The 21,368-nt window shown below is 52.0% G+C and carries 17 protein-coding genes and 1 pseudogene; 13 read left to right on the top strand and 5 right to left on the bottom strand.

Annotation, left to right across the window (positions count from 1 at the left end):
* Nucleotides 1–91: 91 nt before the first annotated feature.
* From PBOR_RS30430 to PBOR_RS30400, 7 genes are all read left to right on the top strand, one after another.
* Nucleotides 92–1,264, top strand: a complete 1,173-nt coding sequence (locus PBOR_RS30430; protein ID WP_042217666.1) for a SpoIIE family protein phosphatase — start codon at nucleotides 92–94, stop codon at nucleotides 1,262–1,264.
* On the top strand, nucleotides 1,261–4,929 hold the full coding sequence (locus tag PBOR_RS30425) for a response regulator (RefSeq protein WP_042217665.1): 3,669 nt from the start codon (nucleotides 1,261–1,263) through the stop codon (nucleotides 4,927–4,929). Before PBOR_RS30430 ends, PBOR_RS30425 begins: the two co-directional genes overlap by 4 nt.
* A gap of 82 nt (nucleotides 4,930–5,011) precedes the next feature.
* A complete protein-coding gene (locus tag PBOR_RS30420) occupies nucleotides 5,012–5,881 on the top strand; it encodes a CheR family methyltransferase (RefSeq protein WP_042217664.1) in 870 nt (289 codons plus the stop codon).
* Nucleotides 5,882–5,898: 17 nt separating this feature from the next.
* Complete coding sequence (locus tag PBOR_RS30415) at nucleotides 5,899–7,569, top strand: response regulator (protein WP_042217663.1); 1,671 nt, start codon at nucleotides 5,899–5,901, stop codon at nucleotides 7,567–7,569.
* Between the two features lie 96 nt (nucleotides 7,570–7,665).
* Nucleotides 7,666–8,004, top strand: coding sequence for an STAS domain-containing protein (locus PBOR_RS30410; protein ID WP_042217661.1), 339 nt, complete (start codon nucleotides 7,666–7,668; stop codon nucleotides 8,002–8,004).
* 18 nt (nucleotides 8,005–8,022) lie between these two features.
* Complete coding sequence (gene rsbW, locus PBOR_RS30405) at nucleotides 8,023–8,475, top strand: anti-sigma B factor RsbW (RefSeq protein ID WP_042217660.1); 453 nt, start codon at nucleotides 8,023–8,025, stop codon at nucleotides 8,473–8,475.
* The gene (locus tag PBOR_RS30400; RefSeq protein WP_042217658.1) at nucleotides 8,472–9,242 is read left to right on the top strand and encodes a sigma-70 family RNA polymerase sigma factor; all 771 of its coding nucleotides are present in this window, start codon (nucleotides 8,472–8,474) and stop codon (nucleotides 9,240–9,242) included. Before rsbW ends, PBOR_RS30400 begins: the two co-directional genes overlap by 4 nt.
* A 168-nt stretch (nucleotides 9,243–9,410) precedes the next feature.
* Here PBOR_RS30400 and PBOR_RS30395 read toward each other — a convergent pair whose 3' ends face one another.
* Together PBOR_RS30395 and PBOR_RS30390 are read right to left on the bottom strand one after the other, a co-directional pair.
* Nucleotides 9,411–9,743: a DUF5665 domain-containing protein gene (locus tag PBOR_RS30395; RefSeq protein WP_042217656.1), complete on the bottom strand. Its 333-nt coding sequence runs from the start codon at nucleotides 9,741–9,743 to the stop codon at nucleotides 9,411–9,413.
* Nucleotides 9,744–10,001: 258 nt separating this feature from the next.
* Nucleotides 10,002–10,457, bottom strand: a pseudogene (locus PBOR_RS30390) (YtxH domain-containing protein); the annotation flags it as partial.
* A gap of 359 nt (nucleotides 10,458–10,816) precedes the next feature.
* Between PBOR_RS30390 and PBOR_RS30385 the strand changes: the two are divergent.
* Entirely contained in the window at nucleotides 10,817–11,536 is a 720-nt protein-coding gene (locus PBOR_RS30385) for a pirin family protein (protein WP_042217654.1), read from the top strand.
* A gap of 120 nt (nucleotides 11,537–11,656) precedes the next feature.
* Here the strand turns inward: PBOR_RS30385 and PBOR_RS30380 are convergent, their stop codons facing one another.
* The gene (locus PBOR_RS30380) at nucleotides 11,657–11,881 is read right to left on the bottom strand and encodes a DUF1128 domain-containing protein (RefSeq protein WP_042217652.1); all 225 of its coding nucleotides are present in this window, start codon (nucleotides 11,879–11,881) and stop codon (nucleotides 11,657–11,659) included.
* 123 nt (nucleotides 11,882–12,004) lie between these two features.
* On the opposite strand from PBOR_RS30380, the gene yyaC reads away from it, so the two are divergent.
* Both yyaC and PBOR_RS30370 read left to right on the top strand, forming a co-directional pair.
* Nucleotides 12,005–12,556 (top strand): spore protease YyaC, encoded by a 552-nt coding sequence (yyaC, locus tag PBOR_RS30375; RefSeq protein WP_052429709.1) that lies wholly within the window; start codon nucleotides 12,005–12,007, stop codon nucleotides 12,554–12,556.
* Nucleotides 12,557–12,643: 87 nt separating this feature from the next.
* Nucleotides 12,644–13,429 carry an alpha/beta fold hydrolase gene (locus PBOR_RS30370; RefSeq protein ID WP_042217650.1) on the top strand — a complete coding sequence of 262 codons (786 nt, stop codon included), beginning with the start codon at nucleotides 12,644–12,646 and terminating at the stop codon, nucleotides 13,427–13,429.
* Between the two features lie 76 nt (nucleotides 13,430–13,505).
* On the opposite strand, the gene PBOR_RS30365 is transcribed toward PBOR_RS30370, so the two are convergent.
* Nucleotides 13,506–14,813 carry an MFS transporter gene (locus PBOR_RS30365; RefSeq protein WP_052429708.1) on the bottom strand — a complete coding sequence of 436 codons (1,308 nt, stop codon included), beginning with the start codon at nucleotides 14,811–14,813 and terminating at the stop codon, nucleotides 13,506–13,508.
* On the bottom strand, nucleotides 14,814–15,380 hold the full coding sequence (locus PBOR_RS30360) for an ArsR/SmtB family transcription factor (RefSeq protein ID WP_052429707.1): 567 nt from the start codon (nucleotides 15,378–15,380) through the stop codon (nucleotides 14,814–14,816).
* Between the two features lie 328 nt (nucleotides 15,381–15,708).
* On the opposite strand from PBOR_RS30360, the gene PBOR_RS30355 reads away from it, so the two are divergent.
* The 3 genes from PBOR_RS30355 to PBOR_RS30345 all read left to right on the top strand — a co-directional run bounded on the left by PBOR_RS30355 (nucleotide 15,709) and on the right by PBOR_RS30345 (nucleotide 21,287).
* Nucleotides 15,709–16,371, top strand: coding sequence for a DUF6483 family protein (locus tag PBOR_RS30355; RefSeq protein ID WP_042217649.1), 663 nt, complete (start codon nucleotides 15,709–15,711; stop codon nucleotides 16,369–16,371).
* A gap of 46 nt (nucleotides 16,372–16,417) precedes the next feature.
* Entirely contained in the window at nucleotides 16,418–17,611 is a 1,194-nt protein-coding gene (locus PBOR_RS30350; RefSeq protein ID WP_042217647.1) for a class I SAM-dependent methyltransferase, read from the top strand.
* 979 nt (nucleotides 17,612–18,590) lie between these two features.
* Nucleotides 18,591–21,287 carry an O-antigen ligase family protein gene (locus tag PBOR_RS30345; RefSeq protein ID WP_052429706.1) on the top strand — a complete coding sequence of 899 codons (2,697 nt, stop codon included), beginning with the start codon at nucleotides 18,591–18,593 and terminating at the stop codon, nucleotides 21,285–21,287.
* The last annotated feature ends 81 nt before the right edge of the window (nucleotides 21,288–21,368 follow it).

Genomic DNA, 21,368 nt, shown 5'->3' with positions numbered 1-21,368 from the left:
ATATGGAAACAGGCTGTTCAAATATCGTATGATAGAGTGATAGAATTGCAGATTTTACGGTCCTAATACTATTCGTGTGAGGTGAGGGAGCTTGAGAATTTTAATCGTAGATGACAATCCGACCAATGTAATCATTATCCGTGAAATCCTGAAAAAAGAAGATTACCGGAATTTTATAACGGCCTCGTCCGCTAAAGATATGTTGAAGCTGCTCGGTGTGGGTTCAGGAGCGGATGTGAAGCATCCCAAGCAGTCGGATGTGGATTTAATACTGCTGGATATGATGATGCCGGAGATGGATGGCATTGAGGCTTGCCGTGTGGTTCAACAATACGAGCATCTGAAGGACATTCCTATTATTATGGTTACCGCTGTCGGAGACTCCAAGAAGCTCGCAGAGGCACTTGATGCTGGTGCTGTAGATTATGTTACTAAACCGATTAACAAAGTAGAACTGATGGCCCGCATCCGTCTGGCGCTGCGGCTGAAACGCGAGAAGGACTGGCATAAGGAGCGGGATCAGCGCATCCAGGATGAGCTGAAGCTCGCTGCCTTAGTGCAGAATGCAGTACTCAGCTTACCGCTTACGGATGAGACGTTTGAGGTGCATGCTATTTATCAGCCTTCCTTTGAGCTGGCCGGTGATTTATACGCCTGGTACCCGCTGGGTGACGGGCGTTATGCCGTCATTCTGCTGGACATGATGGGACACGGCATCTCTTCATCGCTGTTCTGTATGTTCCTGGCTTCGGTATTGAAGGATACTGTGACTACCTATGTTGAGCCGGAAAAGGTTATTCAGGAACTCAACAGGCGCTTCAACCAGCTCTATATTGAGAAGCAGCTGGTCCAATATTACTTTACGGCAATCTATCTTGTGATTGATACGCGGATGAAGCGGATTGATTATGTGAATGCCGGGCACCCGCCGGCGCTGTTGTTCGAAGGAGAAGCTACAACTCCTGTTCTCCTGGAGAGCAATTGCCACCCTGTAGGGCTGTTTGACCGGATTGATATTCAGCCGCAGAGCCTCAGCTATGAGGAAGAAGGTCATCTGGTGCTGTTTACGGACGGCTTGCTGGAGATGGTTGAGGGAGAGCAGGCAGAACAGCTCGATTTCATGATCGGGCATTTGAATGCCGGCCATGACTGGCAGGAAGAGGTTATGCGCACTGCTTTCCTGAATGAGCCTGTTAATCAGGAGCGCGATGACGATAAGTGTCTGGTATGGATCACGCTGAAGAAAGGAACAGATCGGGAATGAAGATAAAGGCTAAACTGCTAATCGGCTTCAGTGCCATGCTGGCCATTATGCTGGCTCTTACCATGATCGGGTATGACCGGCTTCATTATATGAGCGGCCAGCTTGACAGCTTCCAGGAGAGATACAGCAAAGGCCGTTCCTCTTCAGGGCTTCGCGGTGAAGTGAATGATATGGCGCGGATATTAACCACTTCGATGCTTAACGCGGATACGCTCTCTGTGGATGCCCAGAAGGCGGAAATTAACAGCAAGGTTCTTAAAGCTGAGGAACACCTGAAGAATATACAGGACTCCATGAAGACTACAGAAGAATTGCAGATGTTATCGCGGATTGAGGCTTCTTATTCGGCGTATAAGAATTATCAGAATAAAGTGCTGGAGATGCTCACTGCCGGGTACTTCCAGAATGCCAATACTTACCGTAATACAGAAGGACAAGATATACAGAACGAGGTACTGAACAGTCTGAATGCACTTTCCGATTATAATGCCTTCCGGATGACGGATGAGACCGCCAAAGCCAAGGAGGCTTCCGAACGTTCGATTCAGATGGTAACCCTGATTATGATTGTGGGACTGCTGCTGGGACTTGGGGTGATCCTGTGGGTCATCCCGAGTATTACGCGCGGTCTGAGTGTCGTATCCATGATGATTACCAGCTTTGGCAACGGCAAGATGCGGGCTATCCGGCGGATCAAGGTCAAATCCAAGGATGAGATTGGGGATGTAGCCCGCGTGTTCCAGCGGATGGCCGAGGATATTGAACAGAAGCAGCAGCTTGAAAGATCGTATGCCCAGGCGCAGAGTGATCAGGCTTGGCTGAATGCGAACATAGCCCGGGTAACAGAACTGCTGCGCGGTGTCAGTTCACTGGATCAGGTGTCACAGACTTTTATCAGTGAGTTCACACCGGTGCTTGGAGCCCAGTACGGTGCTGTGTATTTGAAAGACCAGAATAACCCGAATCTGCTGGTCAGCAGCGCTTTCTATGCCGGTGAGGAGGGCGTCAAACCGAAGGAGAGCTTTGAAATCGGTCAGGGACTGGTTGGCCAAAGCGCCTTGGATAAGCTGCCGATTAGGCTGACGGAGGCTCCTGATAATTATATTTCAATTTCCTCCGGATTCGGGGAATCACATCCGAGTTACATTTCTATCCATCCGCTTTTATTTGAAGATGAGCTTATGGGGGTAGTGGAATTCGCCTCCTTTACTCCTTTTTCGGTGCTGCAGAATGAGCTGCTCCATCAGCTTTCGAATAATCTGGGTATCATTCTGAATAATATCGGCCGCAGGCTTGTCGTTGAAGATTTGCTGCGGGAATCGCAGGCGCTTACCGAAGAACTGCAATGCCAATCTGAGGAGCTGCAGACCCAGCAGGAAGAACTCCGCCGTTCCAACGAGAATCTGGAGGAACAGACGGATGCGCTTAAGCGTTCCGAGGAGCTGCTTCAGCGGCAGCAGGGGGAACTGGAGCATTATAATACAGAGCTGGTGGCCAAGACCAATGCCCTGCAGGATCAGGTGCAGGAGGTCGAAGAGAAGAAGGATGAGATTGAGCATGCACGTCTCCAGCTTGAGAAGCAGGCGATGCAGCTTGCCGTCACCAGCAAATATAAATCCGAGTTCCTCGCGAATATGTCCCATGAGCTGCGGACTCCGCTGAACAGCCTGTTAATCCTGTCCCAGCTTCTTACGGAGAATAAAGAAGGGAATCTGACTGACAAGCAGGTGGAGTTTGCCCATACCATCTATATGTCCGGTGCGGATCTGCTCAAGATGATTGATGAGATTCTTGATCTGTCCAAGGTGGATGCCGGCAAAATGGAGCTTAATTATGAAGAGATTCCGCTTACGGAGCTAAAGACCTTCGTGAAGCAGAACTTTGCTCCGCTGGCCAGTCAAAAAGGCCTGTCGCTAAGGCTCTCCTTCGAAGAGCCGCTGCCGGACAATGTGTTCACAGACAGCCACAGACTGAAGCAGGTGCTGCGCAATCTGTTGTCCAATGCCTTCAAGTTTACCAGCGAAGGACATGTGGAATTCTCTGTCAGCCGGGCGGACACCAAACAGCTGCCTTCCTATCTGCCGCATGAATTTGAGTACATTGCACTGTCCGTTAAGGACAGCGGAATTGGCATTCCGTCCGACAAGATGGATATTGTCTTTGAGGCCTTCCAGCAGGTCGACGGGACAACCAGCCGTAAGTATGGCGGTACAGGGCTCGGGCTGTCCATCAGCCGCGAGCTGGCCCGTCTGATGGGCGGAGCGATTGGACTGGAGTCGCGTGAAGGACAAGGAAGCATATTCACTCTGTATTTGCCGATCAAAGGGAATTACAGCCTGCTGCCGGGAGTAGCAGAGGCAGCCGCCGCACGGGATACCCTGACGCTTGAAGAGTACCGGGAGGAACGTTCATGGGATGAATCCGGCGATGTGGCACCTACGCCTCCCGTGCCGGTTGTTGTGGAAGACGACCGTGAATCACTGGCTGCCGGCGACAAGGTTCTGCTCATTATTGAAGATGACGAGAGCTTTGCCAAAATACTGCTCGGCATGGCCCGCGGCCGCGGCTTCAAGGGACTGGTCGCTCTTCAGGGGGATATCGGCCTGCAGATGGCCAAGATCTATTTGCCGGACGCGATTATTCTCGACATTCAGCTGCCGGTAATGGACGGCTGGTCGATACTCAGGGAACTTAAGGGTGCTTCCCAGACCCGTCATATCCCTGTGCATGTGATCTCCGTGAACGATGAGATTAAGCAGGGCCTAATGATGGGTGCGATGGCCTACTTAAGAAAGCCGTCTTCTCGTGAGGCGCTGGAACGGGCATTCTCGCAGATTGAGAACTACACCGCCAGTACCTTGAAGCATCTGCTCATCGTAGAAGACGATGATGTACAGCGCCGCTCGATCATGGAACTCATCGGACATGACGATGTAGCCATCACTGCGGTTTCCACCGGACATGAGGCGCTCAGCGAACTGCGCAAGCAAAGATATGACTGCATGGTTCTCGACCTTATGCTGGATGATATGACCGGGTTCGAGCTGCTGGATCAGATCCGCGATGATGAAGAGCTGAATGATCTGCCGATCATTATTTATACCGGTAAGGATCTGGACAGCAAAGAAGAGACGCAGCTGCGTAAATATGCTGAATCAATCATTATCAAGGATGTCCGCTCCCCGGAACGCCTGCTGGATGAAACTACGCTGTTCCTGCACCGGGTAGAGGCTAATCTTCCGGAAGATAAGCGTAAAATTCTGCAAAAGCTGCACAATAAAGAAGAATTGTTCGACGGCAAGAAAATATTGCTCGTCGATGATGATATCCGCAATGTCTTTGCCCTCTCCAGTGTTCTCGAAGGATATCACATGGAAGTGAAATTCGCCGAGAATGGCCGGGAAGCGATTGATATGCTGGTGGAGCAGACGGATTATGATCTGGTGCTGATGGATATGATGATGCCGGAAATGGATGGATATGAAGCGATGCGCCGTATCCGGCAGATGCCGCAGTATCAGAAATTGCCAATTATTGCCCTTACCGCCAAAGCGATGAAGGAGGACCGGGCGAAGTGTATTGAGGCCGGAGCCTCCGATTATATGAAGAAACCGATCAGTACAGATCAGCTTCTTTCTTTAATGCGTGTCTGGTTGTATTCGTAAAGGTGATTTCGGGGTAATAGCTATACAGTACCATTTGGAACGAGTCCGGAAATAAGGCTTATGCAAGGGAGTATTGATAACAATGACAGCTATGGAACGCGGATATGAGGAGCAGGTTATTCAGGCAGGAAGCAAACAGGAGCTTGAACAGATTGAAATTGAGCTGCTTCTTAACGGGGTACACCGTCTATATGGATATGACTTCAGGAATTATGCGCTGCCTTCACTGAAACGGCGCATCTGGCACCATGTCCATGCCGAGAATGTGCCCAGCATATCCGCCCTGCAGGAGAAGGTGCTGCATGACCGTGCCTGCTTTGAAAGGTTTGTGTACAGTCTCTCGATCCCTGTAACGGAAATGTTCCGCGATCCGGGACTCTTCCTGACCTTCAGGCAGAAGGTCATCCCGCTGCTGAGGACCTATCCCTATATCCGGATCTGGCATGCCGGCTGTTCGACAGGCGAAGAGGTATACTCCATGGCTATTATGCTGCATGAGGAAGGGCTCTACGATAAAGCGCGGATTTATGCAACAGATATGAACGCCCGATCGCTGCAGCAGGCCAAAGAAGGCGTGTACGAGATCGGGAAGATGAAGCAATATACCAAGAATTATCTGGAGGCGGGTGGTACACGCGCGTTCTCCGAATACTACACAGCGAAGTATAATTCAGTGATTCTGCAGCCTTACCTGCGCAAGAACATCATTTTTGCAGAGCATAATCTGGCGACAGACACTTCTTTTAATGAATTCAATGTTATTTTTTGCCGCAACGTAATGATCTATTTCAACGATGAGCTCCGCGATCATGTGCATGGCTTGTTTCACGAAAGTCTCAGCCGTTTCGGAGTGCTGGTCCTTGGTTCCAAGGAATCCATTCATTTCACGAGATACAGTGACAGCTATGAGGCTCTGGACAGGGTAGAAAAAATATACCGCAAGAATAAGTAGCGGGTAAGGAGGGGCCTATGGGGGTTCAGGAACCGATTCATATACTGCTGGTTGACGACCGTCCCGAGAATCTGCTGGCACTGGAAGCAGTGCTTGAGAGTCAGCATTACAAGCTTGTCAAAGCCAATTCTGGTGAAGAAGCACTGCGGTGCTTATTAAGATATGAGTTTGCAGTTATCGTACTGGACGTGCAGATGCCGGGTATGGACGGAATCGAAACCGCCAAATTAATCAAAGCCAGAGAGAAAACCAAGGATATTCCGATCATTTTTATCTCTGCCAACAGCAAAGAGGCGGAGCATCTGTTCGCGGGTTATTCTGCCGGTGCGATTGATTATATGGTCAAACCATTTATTCCGCAGATTCTGAAGTCCAAGATCGAAGGCTTTGTAAATATGTATCTGACCAGCAAGAAGCAGCAGCTCCAGTCAATGCTTCTGCAGCAGAAGACGCAGGAACTCGAGAGAATTAACGGGGAACTGATCAAGGCCAAGGAAGAGGCGGAGATTGCCGCTAATGCCAAGACCGAATTCCTGGCGATGATGAGCCATGAGATCCGTACGCCGATGAACGGGGTAGTGGGTATGATCGATCTTCTGATGGAGACGGAGCTTGCTCCTGAGCAGAAGGAGTACACGGAGATCATCCGTAAAAGTGCAGATACTCTGATTACGGTCATTAACGATATCCTTGATTTCACCAAGATGGAATCGGGCAAAATGGAAATGGAAGAGCAATTGTTTGAGCTACAAACCACCATCCAGGAGGTATTTAGCTTATTTTCTGCGGAAGCAGGCAAAAAGAACCTGGAGCTGGCCTATTTTATCGACCAGAAGCTGCCGAAGCTCATTTACGGGGATATGGCCCGTTTACGCCAGGTGTTAATCAATCTGGTGGCCAATGCGGTCAAATTTACCAACCAGGGCGGCGTATATTTGGTTGCGTCCAGCCTGCCTACAGCTGATAATAAACTGGTAGTAGAATTTACTGTTAAAGATACAGGCATTGGGATTTCGCCGGAGAAATGTGACCGGCTGTTCCAGCCATTCTCCCAGCTTGATTCCTCCATGACCCGCAAATACGGAGGGACGGGCCTTGGGCTCGCCATCTGCAAATCGCTTGTCGGGATGATGGGCGGAGATATCCGTGTGGAGTCGATGGAAGAGAAGGGGGCTACATTTGTATTCACGATACAGGTAGCTGTCCCGGAGGATGAACTGGCAGGCGGTTGCCAGGAGGAACAATGTACGGGTAAAGTGATAGACCGCCATTGGCGGAGCAAGGTGCTTGTTGTAGATGACCACCCGATCAACCAGCGCCTGATGGTAAGCATGCTGGACAAGCTGGGCTATAATGCTGAGGTGGCCGAGGATGGGAGCCAGGCTGTAGAGATGGCACGTAAATCTGCTTATGATTTTATTTTCATGGATCTGCAGATGCCAGTGATGGACGGGCTTGCAGCGACCTCCCGGATCCGCGAGAACAGCGTTGGTTCACCCGACAAGACTATTATCATTGCTATGACTGCAAATGTCATGGAAGGCATTCAGAACCGCTGCTCTGCTGCCGGAATGGATGGCTATATCAGCAAACCGCTCAAGCTAAGCAGCATCAAACAGATTATTTCCCGTTATTCAGTCAAGGATAACCCCGCTGAACAGCGGAATACATCACTTTTCAATGCTTGATCCATTAATTACCATAGTCGCGAAGTCCCGTTTATTGTTTCAACAGTGTGCCATTAGGGTTATTGGTAAAGAAAACATTTATCAGGAGAGTTGTCTATGAATACACATAAAAGCGAAAAGTTCCACGCAAAAACCGAAACAGAAGGCACAGTATGTACCGTTTATCTGATTGGAGAGCTTGATTTGTCTGTGGCTCCTGATTTCCGTCTGGTCATGGAACCGCTGGTGGGAGATACGGGACTTGATCTCGTGATTAATCTTAAGGATTTGAGATATATTGACAGCACAGGAATCGGGATTTTGTTGTCGATTCTCAAAGCAAGACATGGAATGGATGTTAAATTTGCCGTCGAGGAAGTTCCTCCACAAATACAGAAATTGTTTGACATGACCGGCATTTCCAAGTTTTTTGCCCCCCAAGAGAATTCCCACTAGGAAAGGATCGAACTAAGGATGAGTGATGACGTGCAAAGAGTAGTTCTTCAGTTACCCGCCAGTGCAGAGTATGTCGATATCGTCAGACTTAATTTATATGGCATTGCCTCTAAGATGGGTTTCACGTATGAAGATATTGAGGATATGAAGGTAGCGGTCTCGGAAGCCTGTAACAACTCCGTGCTTTACGCTTACGGGCAGGAAGACGGTTTGGTTGATGTAATCTTTGAAGTAGGATCAAGTGCCTTGTCCATTACTGTCAAAGATGAGGGGGAGAGCTTTGACGGTTTGGATTCGTCCGATGAACGTATGACGCTGCATGACAAGGAGCTGAATGATGTTCAGGTGGGCGGACTGGGATTTTATCTAATGCAGGCGCTTATGGATGACGTTAGCGTCATCAGCGAAGCAGGGAAAGGGACAGTCGTTACCCTGACTAAGCGGCTTAATTTCAGCGAGGAGAAAGTATGAACGACAAAGTGACTCCCCCAGAGTCCATGAATGAAGCAGTAACCCTGATCTGGGAATACCAGCAGAGTAAAGACAATGAAATAGCTACAGTGCTTATCCGTAAATACGAGCCTATGGTGAAGATGGCAGCCGGCAAAATTGCCCGTAACCGTCCGGATCTCTATGAGGATCTGTACCAGGTAGGGCAAATGGCGCTGATCCGGTTATTGCAGCAGTATGATATCAGCCTCGGGATACCTTTTGAGCCTTATGCGATGAAAAGCATGATCGGACATATGAAGAATTTCCTGCGTGATAAATCCTGGTACATACAGGTTCCAAGACGGATCAAAGAGAAGGGCGCACTTGTACAGCAGGCCATTGATGAGCTAACCATTAGATTGGAACGTTCCCCTGCGGTGGAGGAAATTGCCCACTATCTGGATCTTACTGTGGAAGAAACCGTGGAAGTACTGGCCGGCAGGGAATGTTATCATTATGTTTCCCTTGATTCACCGCTCTCCCAAGAAGAGACGGGGGCTACACTTGGCGAATTAATCAGCTCAGATGCCAATGATTATGAGACTGTGGAGAAGCGAATGGATCTCCAGCAGGCGCTGGGACAACTCAAGGAACAGGAGCAGCAGGTACTGCTGCTGGCGTTCCAGGATGGCCAGTCACAGCGTGCCATTGCCCAGAAGCTCGGAGTATCGCAGATGAGTGTTTCCCGTATACAGAAGCGTGCTACCGAGAAGCTGAAGCAGATTATGGCGAATTCCTCTTATTAAGCTAAACGCATGCCCATATATTGAACAGCAGGACAAGCCCTTCCCCGCCGGGATAGGGCTTGTTTTGTTGCAGGCCCGGCGAATTTACCTTTGATTCCACGAGCAACACCCCTCCTGCAGTCTATTCTGGAGGGAGTAGGCTGCAGGAGGGGTGAGCGGGAAATTTATTTAGCTGTTGGCATCAATGTATTTTTTGATTTCTCCAAGATATTCCCCGATAACCGGTACATTAAGAAACAAACTGAGTATATAACCCAGTAAACCGAGGATAACGAAAGTGCCAAGGGAAAGCCCGAGGCCTCTGGATATCCCGGCCATCAGATTGGTAATGATCCGCTTCTTGGGGTCCGTATAATTCTCCAGGATATCCTTGAATTCAGATTTTTCGAGTGATTCTGCGATTTTGTCGAGCCGTGCATTCAGGCGTTTGACCTCATGCCGCAGCTCGAAGGGATGCTCATCAACTTCATAAGCTTTGGTTCTGCTGTCCGCTTCTCCCATAAGGCGTACCTGCTTTCTATAGCCTGGAACAGGCTTTATTGAGAATATAAGGGTATGATCCATTCCGGCGTAATGTGGAGGTAGAAGCCTAAAAAAGGCATGCATAAATAGAGAGCAGCCAGCTACGGCGAGCTGGCTGCTCTCTTTACTGCCTGTTCAGGCCGTATATCGCCGTGTTTAATAACTGGATTTGTAAGAGGATTTAACTTCCTCTTTAGCATCCTTGGCCTCGTCAGCTACGTCTTTGGAAGCATCCTTAGCCTTATCGGCTACCTCTTTTGAGGTGTCCTTGGCTTCATCAGCCACATCTTTAGAGGCATCTTTAACGTCGTTAGCTACATCTTTGGAGGCATCACTAACGGTTTCTCCAATCTTTTTGCCTGTTTCCGACAGGGTGGCCGCAATTTGTTGTTTGCTGTCACTGACTGTTGTGAAGATGTCGGAGGCTTTAGCAGATACTGTACCTGCCAGATCGGTCGCTTTTTCGCTGACTGTAGTTGCCAGCGTTTTAGTCTTGTCTGTTACAGCTCCTGCTACCTCTTTGGTTTTATCAGTGGCAATCGAGAGCTTGTCCGACAAATCACTGCGCATTTCACGACCGGGTTTCGGTGCGAACAACAGTGCCGCCGCTGCTCCGAGCAGACCGCCTATGAAAATTCCTTTGAAAAATGTGCCGCCGCTTTCTACTGGATATTCCGTTTCTGCCTTATTCATCACCAATCACTCCTCATTAGATTATTGTGATTTGAACTCCGGCTGCTATGCTGCCTGCCGTCATTCAAATTCAGGATAGCCTGAAGTATCTTACTTCGTATATAAACGTAGGGGTATGTACTGAAACAGTTGGAGAGCATGGGAAAGATTGCCGGAGTATAGGGAAGCATCCGGGCAATAAAGGGTCTTTTCTATATATAAACGGCCACATTCACGGCTTTACAAACGGTTGATTGATGAAGAATGGAAGGGGGTAAGAGATACTAAATCACAGCGCCTATATACATCTCATATAAGGAGCATTTATCCCCTGTTTAAGATATGGAGAAGGTTCCAACATCTATGGAGGTGCAAAGTTTATGATAAAAGTAGTTACAGCAGCAGAGCGTCATACTTCGAATAGAGAATGGATACACAGTGAATTCAGCTTTTCTTTTGCCGATTACGATGACCCCAGCAATGCCCACTTTGGCGCGCTGCTGGCCCATAATGACAATGAATTGAAGCCGGAGCAAGGCATGCATGAGCATCCGCATCATGATCTGGAGATTATCACTTATGTAGTTTCCGGAGTCCTGAAGCATCAGGATGATCTGGGTAATCATGCCGATCTGCAGGCCGGAAGTGTACAAATGATGAGCGCGGGTACAGGCATCAATCATTCGGAGACGAACCCGTCCCTAAGCTCGGATGTGCGTTTTCTGCAAATCTGGCTGCTGCCGGACCGTCCGGGAATGACGCCGAGATGGGATGCCAGATTCTTTCCGGAAGAGCTTAAGCTGAACAACCTGCTTCCTGTTGCTTCCGGATCAGCGGACAAGGGAGCGCTGAAGCTGGGCGAGGATGTTACGGTCTATTTGTCCCTTCTGCAGACGAACCGGGAGCTGCATTACCCGCAGCAAGAGGAGCGCCGCACCCATATTTATCTGATTTCCGGCAATCTGGAGATTAGCTGCTCAGACGGCGTGTTTCAGCTTCAGCAGGGAGATGCGGCGCGTATCCGCAAGAGCTGTGATCTGACCATTAAAGGGACAAGCAATGGCGGAGATGCAGAGTTCATCCTGATTGATCTGCCGTAAATACCTGACGCAGCAGTCACGCCGATAACGGAGCAATGACGCACAAAAGCCCTTCATCTCCACTGTCCATTCCTGCGGACGGTTGAGAGAGAAGGGCTTTTATCATGCCGGCTGGCTGGATTACTTCTTGCGCAGGCGTCCAAGTTCAGAGACAAGCGCCTCCACCTGTGAGATGCTGAGCCTGTCGCTGCCCATGGCAACCTCATAAATATCCAGAATGTCCTCGTAATGCTCCACCGAGAAAGCCGAGGCCTGCATAGCCGCAGCACTGGCCATTTTCAGCTTATTTTTGATACCTTCAATCATATACTCCACATTTTCCTGGCTTGGGTTCGATAAATCCATGAGGTATAACAGTCCTCCCTAAGTGATAGTTCAAGTATTTTATCATGTTTGGATAGTGAAAGACCATTTTTTTGTCCGCATCACAGAAAACATGTTAAATTAAAGGGAATAAATCGCAGATAAATGAATGGAGGGGGAGAGAAGGCTTTGGCAATCAGAGAAGAAGAGAGCAGAAAACGCCGCAAAATGGATGCTGACGGGCTGGCTTCTTTCTTCCGGGAAATCGCCGCCTTGCATCCGGCAGAGCAGCTGACTTTTCTGTGCATCGGAACGGACCGTTCCACAGGTGATGCCCTGGGACCGCTTACTGGCAGCCGGCTGCAGGAATATGGTTTCCCCCATGTTACCGGTACGCTGCCGGCGCCATGCGATGCTAATAATCTGGTCCAGCGGATAGCAGAGATTCCGGAAGGGCAGATTATTATCGCTGTGGATGCCTGTCTGGGGCCTTCCGCGGCGCTTGGGTATTACTTCACGGCTGCAGAGCCGCTGCGTCCTGCACAGTCCGTCGGGCTGTTCCTGCCTGCGGTCGGAAACTACAGTCTGGCAGCGATTGTCGATGTGAACAGTCCCCGGCCTTACCGTACACTGCAGACCACGCCGCTGCATAGGGTGATCATAATGGCTGAGCAGATTGCCCGCGCTGCCGCGCAGGGATTCGGACTCACGGGCTGAGAGCGTTTCAAAGGTACCTGTTCTAGCTTAATAATAAAGACAAGCCGCGTCTTCAACCGGATACTACATAGAAAGAAGGAAGCAGCCATGGAAAATGTTCGATGCGAAGGAAGCAACATTTGTTACAGTGATCAGGGTAAAGGTGATGTAATTGTGCTGCTGCATGGATTCTGCGGAAGCTCTGAATATTTCGAGAAGGTTATTCCGGGCTTAATTGCCAATTACCGGGTCATTGCCCCTGATTTGCGCGGACACGGATCTTCAGATGCTCCGCTCGGTGCATACACGATCGAACAAATGGCCGATGATGTTCTTTCGCTGCTGAATGCACTGGAGATTCCTGAATGCTATTTGCTTGGACATTCCCTGGGAGGCTATATTACCTTATCTTTTGCCCAGCGCCATGCCTCCAGGCTGAAGGGCTTCGGACTGATTCATTCCTCCGGTTACCCGGATAGTGAGGAAGCCAGAGAGAACCGGCTGAAAAGCGTGAGCACTATCCAGAATGAAGGGATCTTTGCTTTTGTGGATCAGCTGGTACCCGGACTCTTTGCTCCTGGAGCAGCACCACAGCTTCTGGAACGTGCGAAGGAGATTGGCTACAAGACGCCTCCGCAAGGAGCAGTAGGTGCAGCCATGGCTATGCGTGAGCGTCCGGACCGCCGGGATGTCATCTCCGCAACGGCGCTGCCGGTGCTGCTGGTGGCCGGAGCGGAGGATTCGAAGGTGACTCCAGAGCGGACCTTCACCTCGGATAATCCGAATATCACCAAGGTAACGATATCGGGTGTGGGCCATATGAGCATGTTCGAAGCACCGGAGCAATTGTCACAGATTATTAAGGATTTCGTACACGCGCCTGTGCAGAAATAATTCATATCGCATAGAAAGAGGCAGCAACCGCCGGATAGCGGAGTGCTGCCTCTTTCTATTGGCCGCGCAGCGGCTTTTACTGAAATTTGCGGATAGCCGGAACGCAGAGCACGAGAGCGACACAGGTCAGTCCCAGACTGGAGAAGATAATTATGGTCGGAACCCCGCCAATCAGGTCGGCCAGCCAGCCGACAAAGATATAGCCGACCGGCAGGAGGGCGAAGGAGCCGAATAAATCCAGACTGGCGACCCGGCCGAAGGCTTCCTTCGGAACCAGCTCCTGCAGGCTGATCTCCCAGATCAGTCCGAAGATCATCAGCCCGAAGCCTTCGAGGGCAAAGAAACCGATGGCTGCAGCCGGACTGCCCGCAAACGGCATCAGCAGCAGAGCCACACCACCCAGCATAGCGCCGCCGTAGGCCATAATACCGCGATTTTTCCATTTCGGCCGCAGTCCGAACAACAGGCCCGCGATAATAGCGCCTACTCCCGAGAAAGTGACGGCAAGCCCGTAGACATAAGGAGGCCAGCCGTGATGGATTTTGAAGAGCCAGGGAAGAAGTACACTGCTGATCCCTGCATAACAGATGTTGATGAAGCAGAAGGCCAGGATCGTAATCCACAGCCAGGGGTGGCTGCGCAGAACGGAGATTCCCTCGATGAAATCATCTTTCCAGTTAGGCGTGTCAGAGGTTTCCGGTACAGGCATAACGGAGGCTGCGGAATCTGCGGCGGGTCCGGGCAGCAATTTGCCAATCAGTACTCTGCGCAGGTAGACAAGGCAGATTAGGGAGATCAGATAAGTGAAGGCATCAAGACCGAAGCCGACACCTGCGGACAGGCGGGTGATCAGCAGACCTCCTAGCGCGGGACCGATCAGACGTACCGACTGGGTAGTAATTTGGGTCAGTGAGTTCGCAGCTACCCGGATGTCTGAAGTGAATACTGTAGCCCGGACTGCAGCATAGGCAGGCTGAAATAAGCCGTCGAGCAGTCCATAGAAAGCTACTAGAACATAAAGCAGCGGAATGCTGAGAATTCCGGTCAGCGCCAGAACTGCCGTTATCATCATAACGGCGAAGCGGGCGATATCGGCCAGCATCATAATCCGCACACGGTCGTAACGGTCCACGATATGTCCGGATACCGGAAGCATGACTACATTTGGCAGCATATAGGCGGCCATGACCAGACCCATCGTGGTGGTTGATCCGGTTAGGGAATAGACAAGGACGGGCAGAATGACCATCGTCACCGAACTGCCGAGGAACGAAATTAAATGTCCCAGCCACAAATAGGGGAAGGCGCGTGACTGGACAAAGGGAGCAGCGAAACCCTGCAGCGGATTGCGCCTTTCTTGTCCGGAAGGAGCGGCGGTATTCATCTAGTCCTGTACCTCCGTATCTGTATCCGGCTCCGGTGCAGGATCAGCAGGCTGCAGACGTCCCATCACGATCTCAACACCATATTCGTCACCGGCAGTAACTTTGGATTCCCAGGCGGTGATCAGCTCCAGCATCTCCTGATGGAATTTCGCAAGCTCCGGAGGAGAGAGGGTGAGTCTGGTAATGAAATGCTCCACCTGGTCTTCTTTGCGGAAGTGGAAGCTGCTAAGCTGTTCCGAACGGAACATCGTCCCTTTGGAGCGGTAGAATTTCTGGATGATGCCCCCTGCTGCTTCGGTGCGGACAAGCTCCAGAAGCCCGCCCTCATACAGCTTGACAATGTGGTAGTGGATGTTCCCCGGTGTCTTGTTCAGCTTCCCGGCAACCTGCTTGGACGTGAGGGGTTCCCCCGACAGCGTATGCATGATCTTAATCCGCAAGGCGCTTTCCAGCAGCTTATCCTGTTCCGGGGTGACCTTCAAAGGCTGGATGTTTTCTTCTAGTTGGGACTTGCTTGAAGCAGCTGCTTCAAGCGGGCTTTGCCCGGGGTCAGCGGGTTGTGACATAGAATTTCCTCCAATATGTAATTTAGATTAACGGATATTATCAATAGTAATTCCATGGATAATGTATTTTCAGGAGCCATTCGATCTGCATAATAGTATGATCTGGATTACAGATCGAGTATTTGTATTGTATTCGGGCCGGCTCTTTTATGTCAAGGATTATTGATTGCAGGCATAGCAGAGATGGGCTGATGTTCTGGTACTGAACAAGGTGGCGCTGCCGCATGAAATGGCTTAAGATTAGTCCAAAGACTATAGACTTAGACGATGGCCAGCTTTTGGCGGGATTGTAATAAATGTGGGTGCGGATACGAAAGGGTGAGCAAACATGTTCCGGAGAGATTATATCGTACGCATGATCGAGGATATGACGGCAATGGTTGCCAAGGTAATGACCTTGAAGCAGGATAAAAAAACAACAGAAGCCCTGTGGGAAGTGGACGAGCTGCTGATGCGGCATTTCCGCATAAATTCCCGTCTGCTCAATTCGCTGTCCGTAGAGGACATTATTGATATGTTTCGTCTCGGCGGTGTGCTGGAGTCCGATAAGCTGCAAGGGGTAGCCCGGCTGCTGAAGGAGGAAGGCGGTATTTACGCGGCAAAAGGGGATCAGGATCAAGCCCTGTTCAGGGCGATGCGGTCCTTGCATCTGTTCTTGTATGCGGATCTGCATGGTGCTGGCCGTGAGCTGCTGAACATGACGGAAGATATCAAGGAGCTATTGGAAGAAGTAGAGCCTTACCGCCTTCCGGCCAAAACGGAACGTCTGCTGATGGCCTACCAGGAATCCTTGGGGCATTATGCCAAAGCGGAGGACAGTCTGTACCGGCTATGGGAGCAAGGGGAGGATGTTGCGGCAGAGGGCAGGGAGCTGTACGGGCGGCTGCTGCTGTTGAGTCCGGAGCTGTTAACCCAGGGTGGTCTTCCACTAGAGGAAGTGCAGCAGGGCGGGGAAGAATGGAGCAAGCTTACTGTTAATGCTATAATATAACGATATTCAGGAGACAGCGTGCTCTATTTATAAATTCGAAAGTGAGATGTACCCAGTGGAATCTTTGAAAGCATTGCTCGAACAAGTCATTACCGGCCGTACGCTGATTACGGCTACACTAAGCCAGCTGCGCAGCAAAGGTGGGGTCACCTACAGCAAAGTGCAGATCAAACCTGTTGAATTAAAAGGCAAGCTGCACTATCAGTTCGCCTACTATATCGGCCCCAAGGTCGAACACCGCAATATTCCGGCAGAGGATGCCGCTGAAGAAATGCTGACTTTGCTGAGAGAGACCTTCCGCCAAGGCCTGCTCTGTACCGCCAGTGCCGACTACCAGGTGCTAATCAGCAAAAAATACAAGGTGTCCATTCTGACCAAGTCCGCCAGCAAACAGGAAGCGCCGGACCTGGCGCATAACCGCCGGAAGCAGTATGTCCTGGACGAAGGGGAGCCGGTGCCGTTTCTCGTAGAGCTGGGCATTATGAACAGCGAAGGCAAAGTGCTGGCGAAGAAATACGATAAATTCCGCCAGATCAACCGGTTCCTTGAGATGGTCCAGGATGTGCTCGGTGATCTTCCGGCAGGCCGTCCGCTGACGATTGTTGATTTCGGCTGCGGCAAATCCTATCTGACCTTTGCCCTGTACCATTATCTGGCCGTCCGTGAGCAGCGGGAGCTGAATATTGTCGGTCTAGACCTGAAGGCTGATGTCATTGCGCACTGCGGTGCGCTCGCTGCCAAGCTGGGCTACGACCGTCTGCGGTTCCTGGTCGGCGATATCGCGGACTATAATGAACTGGATCAGGTGGACATGGTCGTTACGCTGCATGCCTGTGATACAGCGACAGATGCCGCTCTGGAGAAGGCGGTACGCTGGGGCGCATCAGTCATCCTCTCGGTGCCTTGCTGCCAGCATGAGCTGTTTGCGCAGGTGCAGAGCGATGTGCTGAGCCCGCTGCTGTCGCACGGAATCCTGAAGGAACGGTTCTCGGCCCTGGCCACGGATGCGATCCGGGCCAAGTTGCTCGATCTGATGGGCTACCGCAGCCAGCTGCTGGAATTCATCGACATGGAGCATACGCCGAAGAACATTCTAATCCGTGCCGTGCGGAGCGACAGCGGCGACAACGCCGCCAAATGGCGCGAGTACAGCGCGTTCCGCGATTTTCTCGGCGCGGAGCCTTATCTGGAGCGCGTCTGCTCCGATCTGCTGACGGCGGGACAACCGGAGCTTAGTTAATCCGATTAATAGTTCAGGGTTTGACAAGACAGCTGCTTCCTGCGGGAGGCAGCTGTTTTTTGTGCGGATATAAAAATTTATATGTTCCACATGATAACTTATCCTTTAAAAGGACGGTAATGACGTTCCGCTTGGGATTGCATTTGGAAGCTTCGGCCGCTATTGAGGTGCTGCTGTGGTGGTGATGTGGTGCTGGTGTGGTGCTGACTGTGGTGCTGATGTGGTGCTGATTGAGTGCTGATGTAGTGTAGCTGTGGTGCTGACTGTGATGCTGATGTAATGCTGCTGTAGTGGTGATGTGGTGCAGCTGTGGTGCTGGTGTGGTGCTGATTGAGTGCTGAAGTAGTGTAGCTATGGTGCTGACTGTGATGCTGATGTGGTGGTGCTGTAGTGGTGATGTGGTGCTGGTGTGGTGCAGACTGTGTTGCTGGTGTGGTGGTGCTGTAGCGGTGATGTGGTGCAGCTGTGGTGCTGATGGAGTGCTGACTGTGTTGCTGATGTTGCTGGTGTGCGTGGTGCTGATGGAGTGCTGATGTGGTGCAGCTGTGGTGCTAATGTGCTGCTGGAGTGAATTCGTATTGTTAGTGCTATTTTAGTGCTGCTTTCGTGCTGTTTTCGTGCTATTGCAGGGCCTTCTGTGATGCCCTGAATTAAAATCCTGCACCAAATACAACATTTCCTTCATTCCGCTGCCTCTAATCGGAAATTGTTGTACAAAAGGCAACATTCCCCCTCCTCCAAGCCGATTTATGGAACTAATCTTGTATTTTGTACAACAATCCATCCAAACACCCAAGTATTTCTGAAGCAAAGTTGTAATACTTACAACATTTTGAACGATCACGTTTGACCACCAGCCATTCTTCGGTTATTTAGCTGATTGCAGTCTTAGTGGTTCATGTTTATATATCTATTTTCTTTTGCTTTGCGATAGATATGGGAAGAATGTTAAGCAACAAGAGGAATAGGGGATTTAGGAATGCGGATGAATCGGGTTCAGCGGTACGGGGAATCGGCGGTAGGTGTGGTTAGCGGCTTGGCATTAATTGCGGCGGCAGCAGCGGCATGTGTGCTGAGAGGATTCTTTTTTGCCGGAGAGATGTATCTCTTCCTGACCGTATGGTTTGTACTGTGCGGGGTTCTGGCGATAGCGGGACTTGTCCTGTATGCCACCTCCGGCTGGGGGAAGAGGCCGAAGCTGGTGGCGGCGCTGCCGGGGAGTGCGGCGAAAGCGCTGGCGTTGCCTGGAGGCGTCCTGAAGAATGCGTCAGCGGAGGGTGCAGTTGAGGCGATGACGGGAAGCGGCCGGTTGATGACTGGTGATGCTGGGAAGAGTGAGGTAGCGGAGGCGGCAGTAGGGGAGTTGACGGGGAGTGTCCGGTTAATGAGTGGTGATGTTCTGATGGTTGCGGTAGCGGAGAAGGCAGTAGGGGAGTTGCCGGGAAGCGGCCGATTGATGACTGGTGATGCTGGGGAAGGTGCCATAGCCGAGGCGGCAGTTGGGAAGTTGACGGGAAGTGGCTGGTTGAAGACTGGTGATGCTGGGGAGATTGTAGCAGCGGAGGCGGCAGTAGGGGAGTTGCCGGGAAGCGGCCGATTGATGACTGGTGAAGCTGGGGAAGGTGCCATAGCCGAGGCAGCAGTTGTGGAGTTGCGGGGAAGCAGCCGGTTGATGACTGGTGAGGCAGGGATGGGTGCAGTTGAGGTAGTGTCCTGGAGCGGAGTGTTGGCTGGCAGAAGCCTAATGGTGAAAGCGGCTATTTTGATGTTGCCCGGCTTCAGCGTTGTAATCTTTATCCTGTATGGTATTCATGCGCTACGTCAGCCTATATCCTCGCAAGGTACGCTGAATGAGTTGCTGCGCTGGGGATTGTATGACAGCTTTGCATTGTTTGCCTTGCTTGCGGCCGGAGCCCGCCGGGGAGGGGCCATTCTTGCAGCAGTCTGGCATCTTCTGGGTCTCGTGATCAGCCTGTCTGCCTTATTGGCAGTATGCGGAGGCCTGCCTATTCCCTATGCGGTATCCTACAGCCAGTCGCCTGAGGTCAGTGCCACTGGGGCCCGGCTGGCCGGACTGCTCCAGTATCCGAATACCTTTGGTGCGGTGATGGCTGTGTTTCTGCTGGAGCGGTTATTTGCGGCTGCTTATGAACCAGAGCTGAAGGAGGGAAAAGGAGCAGAACCTGCGGGGAGCGGACCCGCAGGGCTCTGGCTAACAGCGGCGCGCTTGCTGCCGCTGTTCCCGTATGCGGCCGCGCTGTTGCTCAGCGAGTCGCGCGGCGCATGGCTGGCTGCGGCTGCCGCCGGCGCCGCAGCCCTGCTCTGGAAGCGGCAGCTGTCCGCGCCGCTTCTGCTGGCCGGCGCCGCGCCCGTGGCCGCCGCGGCGCTCCTGTACCGCCAGCTGGCCCGCACCGGGCTGGCGGTAGAGCCCTTGCCCGGCCTGCTGCTGCTGGCCGGGTTCTGGGCCGGCGCGCTGCTAGCCGGCCTATGGCTTCACCGCCGCAGCAGCCGCGCGGCGGGCTGGCACCGCGCCGCCATGCTGGCGCTGGCGGCGGGGGCCTGGACGGCGGCGGCCAGCGCCGTCCTCCTGCAGGTACGCGCGCGGATTACCGGGCCGTCACCGACGGCCGCCGCGCGCGGGCTCTTCTACCGCGATGCCTGGAAGCTCGCGGCAGAGGCGCCCTGGCTGGGGCGCGGGGGGGAGACCTGGCGGCATGCGTACCTCGCCGCCCAGTCCCGCCCCTATGTAGGCAGCCAGGTGCACAGCGGTTATCTCGACATCCTGCTCAATCTGGGGACAGCCGGTCTGGCAGCTGTCCTCCTGCTGCTGCTGTCCGCAGGCTGGCTCGTATTCAAGGCGTCACCAAGGCTGCTTCCGCCTCTGCTCGTCATCCTTCTGCATAGCGCAGTTGATTTTGATTGGAGCTACGGATTGATATGGCTGCTGCTCCTGCTGCTGCCTGCATGGGCTCTTGCTGAAACCATAGATCAGCCAGTGGCGGAGGATACCGCCATCCTTACAAGGCTGCGGCGATCATGGCCGTATGCAGGAATCGCCGTTCTCTGCGCCTTGACCCTCATGCTCAGCATCCTTTCATTTCAGATGACGAGAGGAGCCGATTTGTACAAGGAGGCCGCCCGCGTAAGCGGTGATCCTGCTGCACAAACTGCACTGCTGCAGCAATCGCTGGAGTGGAATCCAAGAGAGCCGCAGACCGCCGTCGCTTTGTCCCGGCTGCTTGCACAGGAGCAGGGGACTGACTTATTGCAGCGCAGTTTGAAATATTCACCGGGGAGTGCTGCGCTGCACTGGGAGCTTGCAGGACGTTATCTGCAAGGCAGCGATCCTGGAGAGGCGCTGTACTGGGTCCGCCGCAGTCTGCAGGCGGATATATTTAACGCCGCCAAAAGAATGGCGGCGATAGAAGGGATGCTTAAAATGGCCGAACGCGGTTTGGCGGAAGGGGACCGGCAGAGGTCGGCAGACAGCGCGGCTGCCGGACTGGAGCTGCTGCGGCAATACAGCCTGCTTGCCGGTAAAGAGCTTAGCATAGGAAGGCAGCACAATGACCGCGGCTTCAGAATCAATAAAGAAGCCGAAGCTGCTTACCTTCGGCTGAGAACTTTGCAGGCACTGGCCATACTGGAGGAGCTGCTGAAGCTAGTGGCCCGCTGAACGCTGAAGCTCTAAGCAGGCACTCTTTCCGGCGGGATTCATTGCATGTGCATCTCCAATAGCGTTTTTTCTGAATTTCGG

Source organism: Paenibacillus borealis, from assembly GCF_000758665.1.
GTDB lineage: Bacteria > Bacillota > Bacilli > Paenibacillales > Paenibacillaceae > Paenibacillus_AQ > Paenibacillus_AQ borealis.
This window is presented reverse-complemented; position numbering and strand designations above follow the sequence as displayed.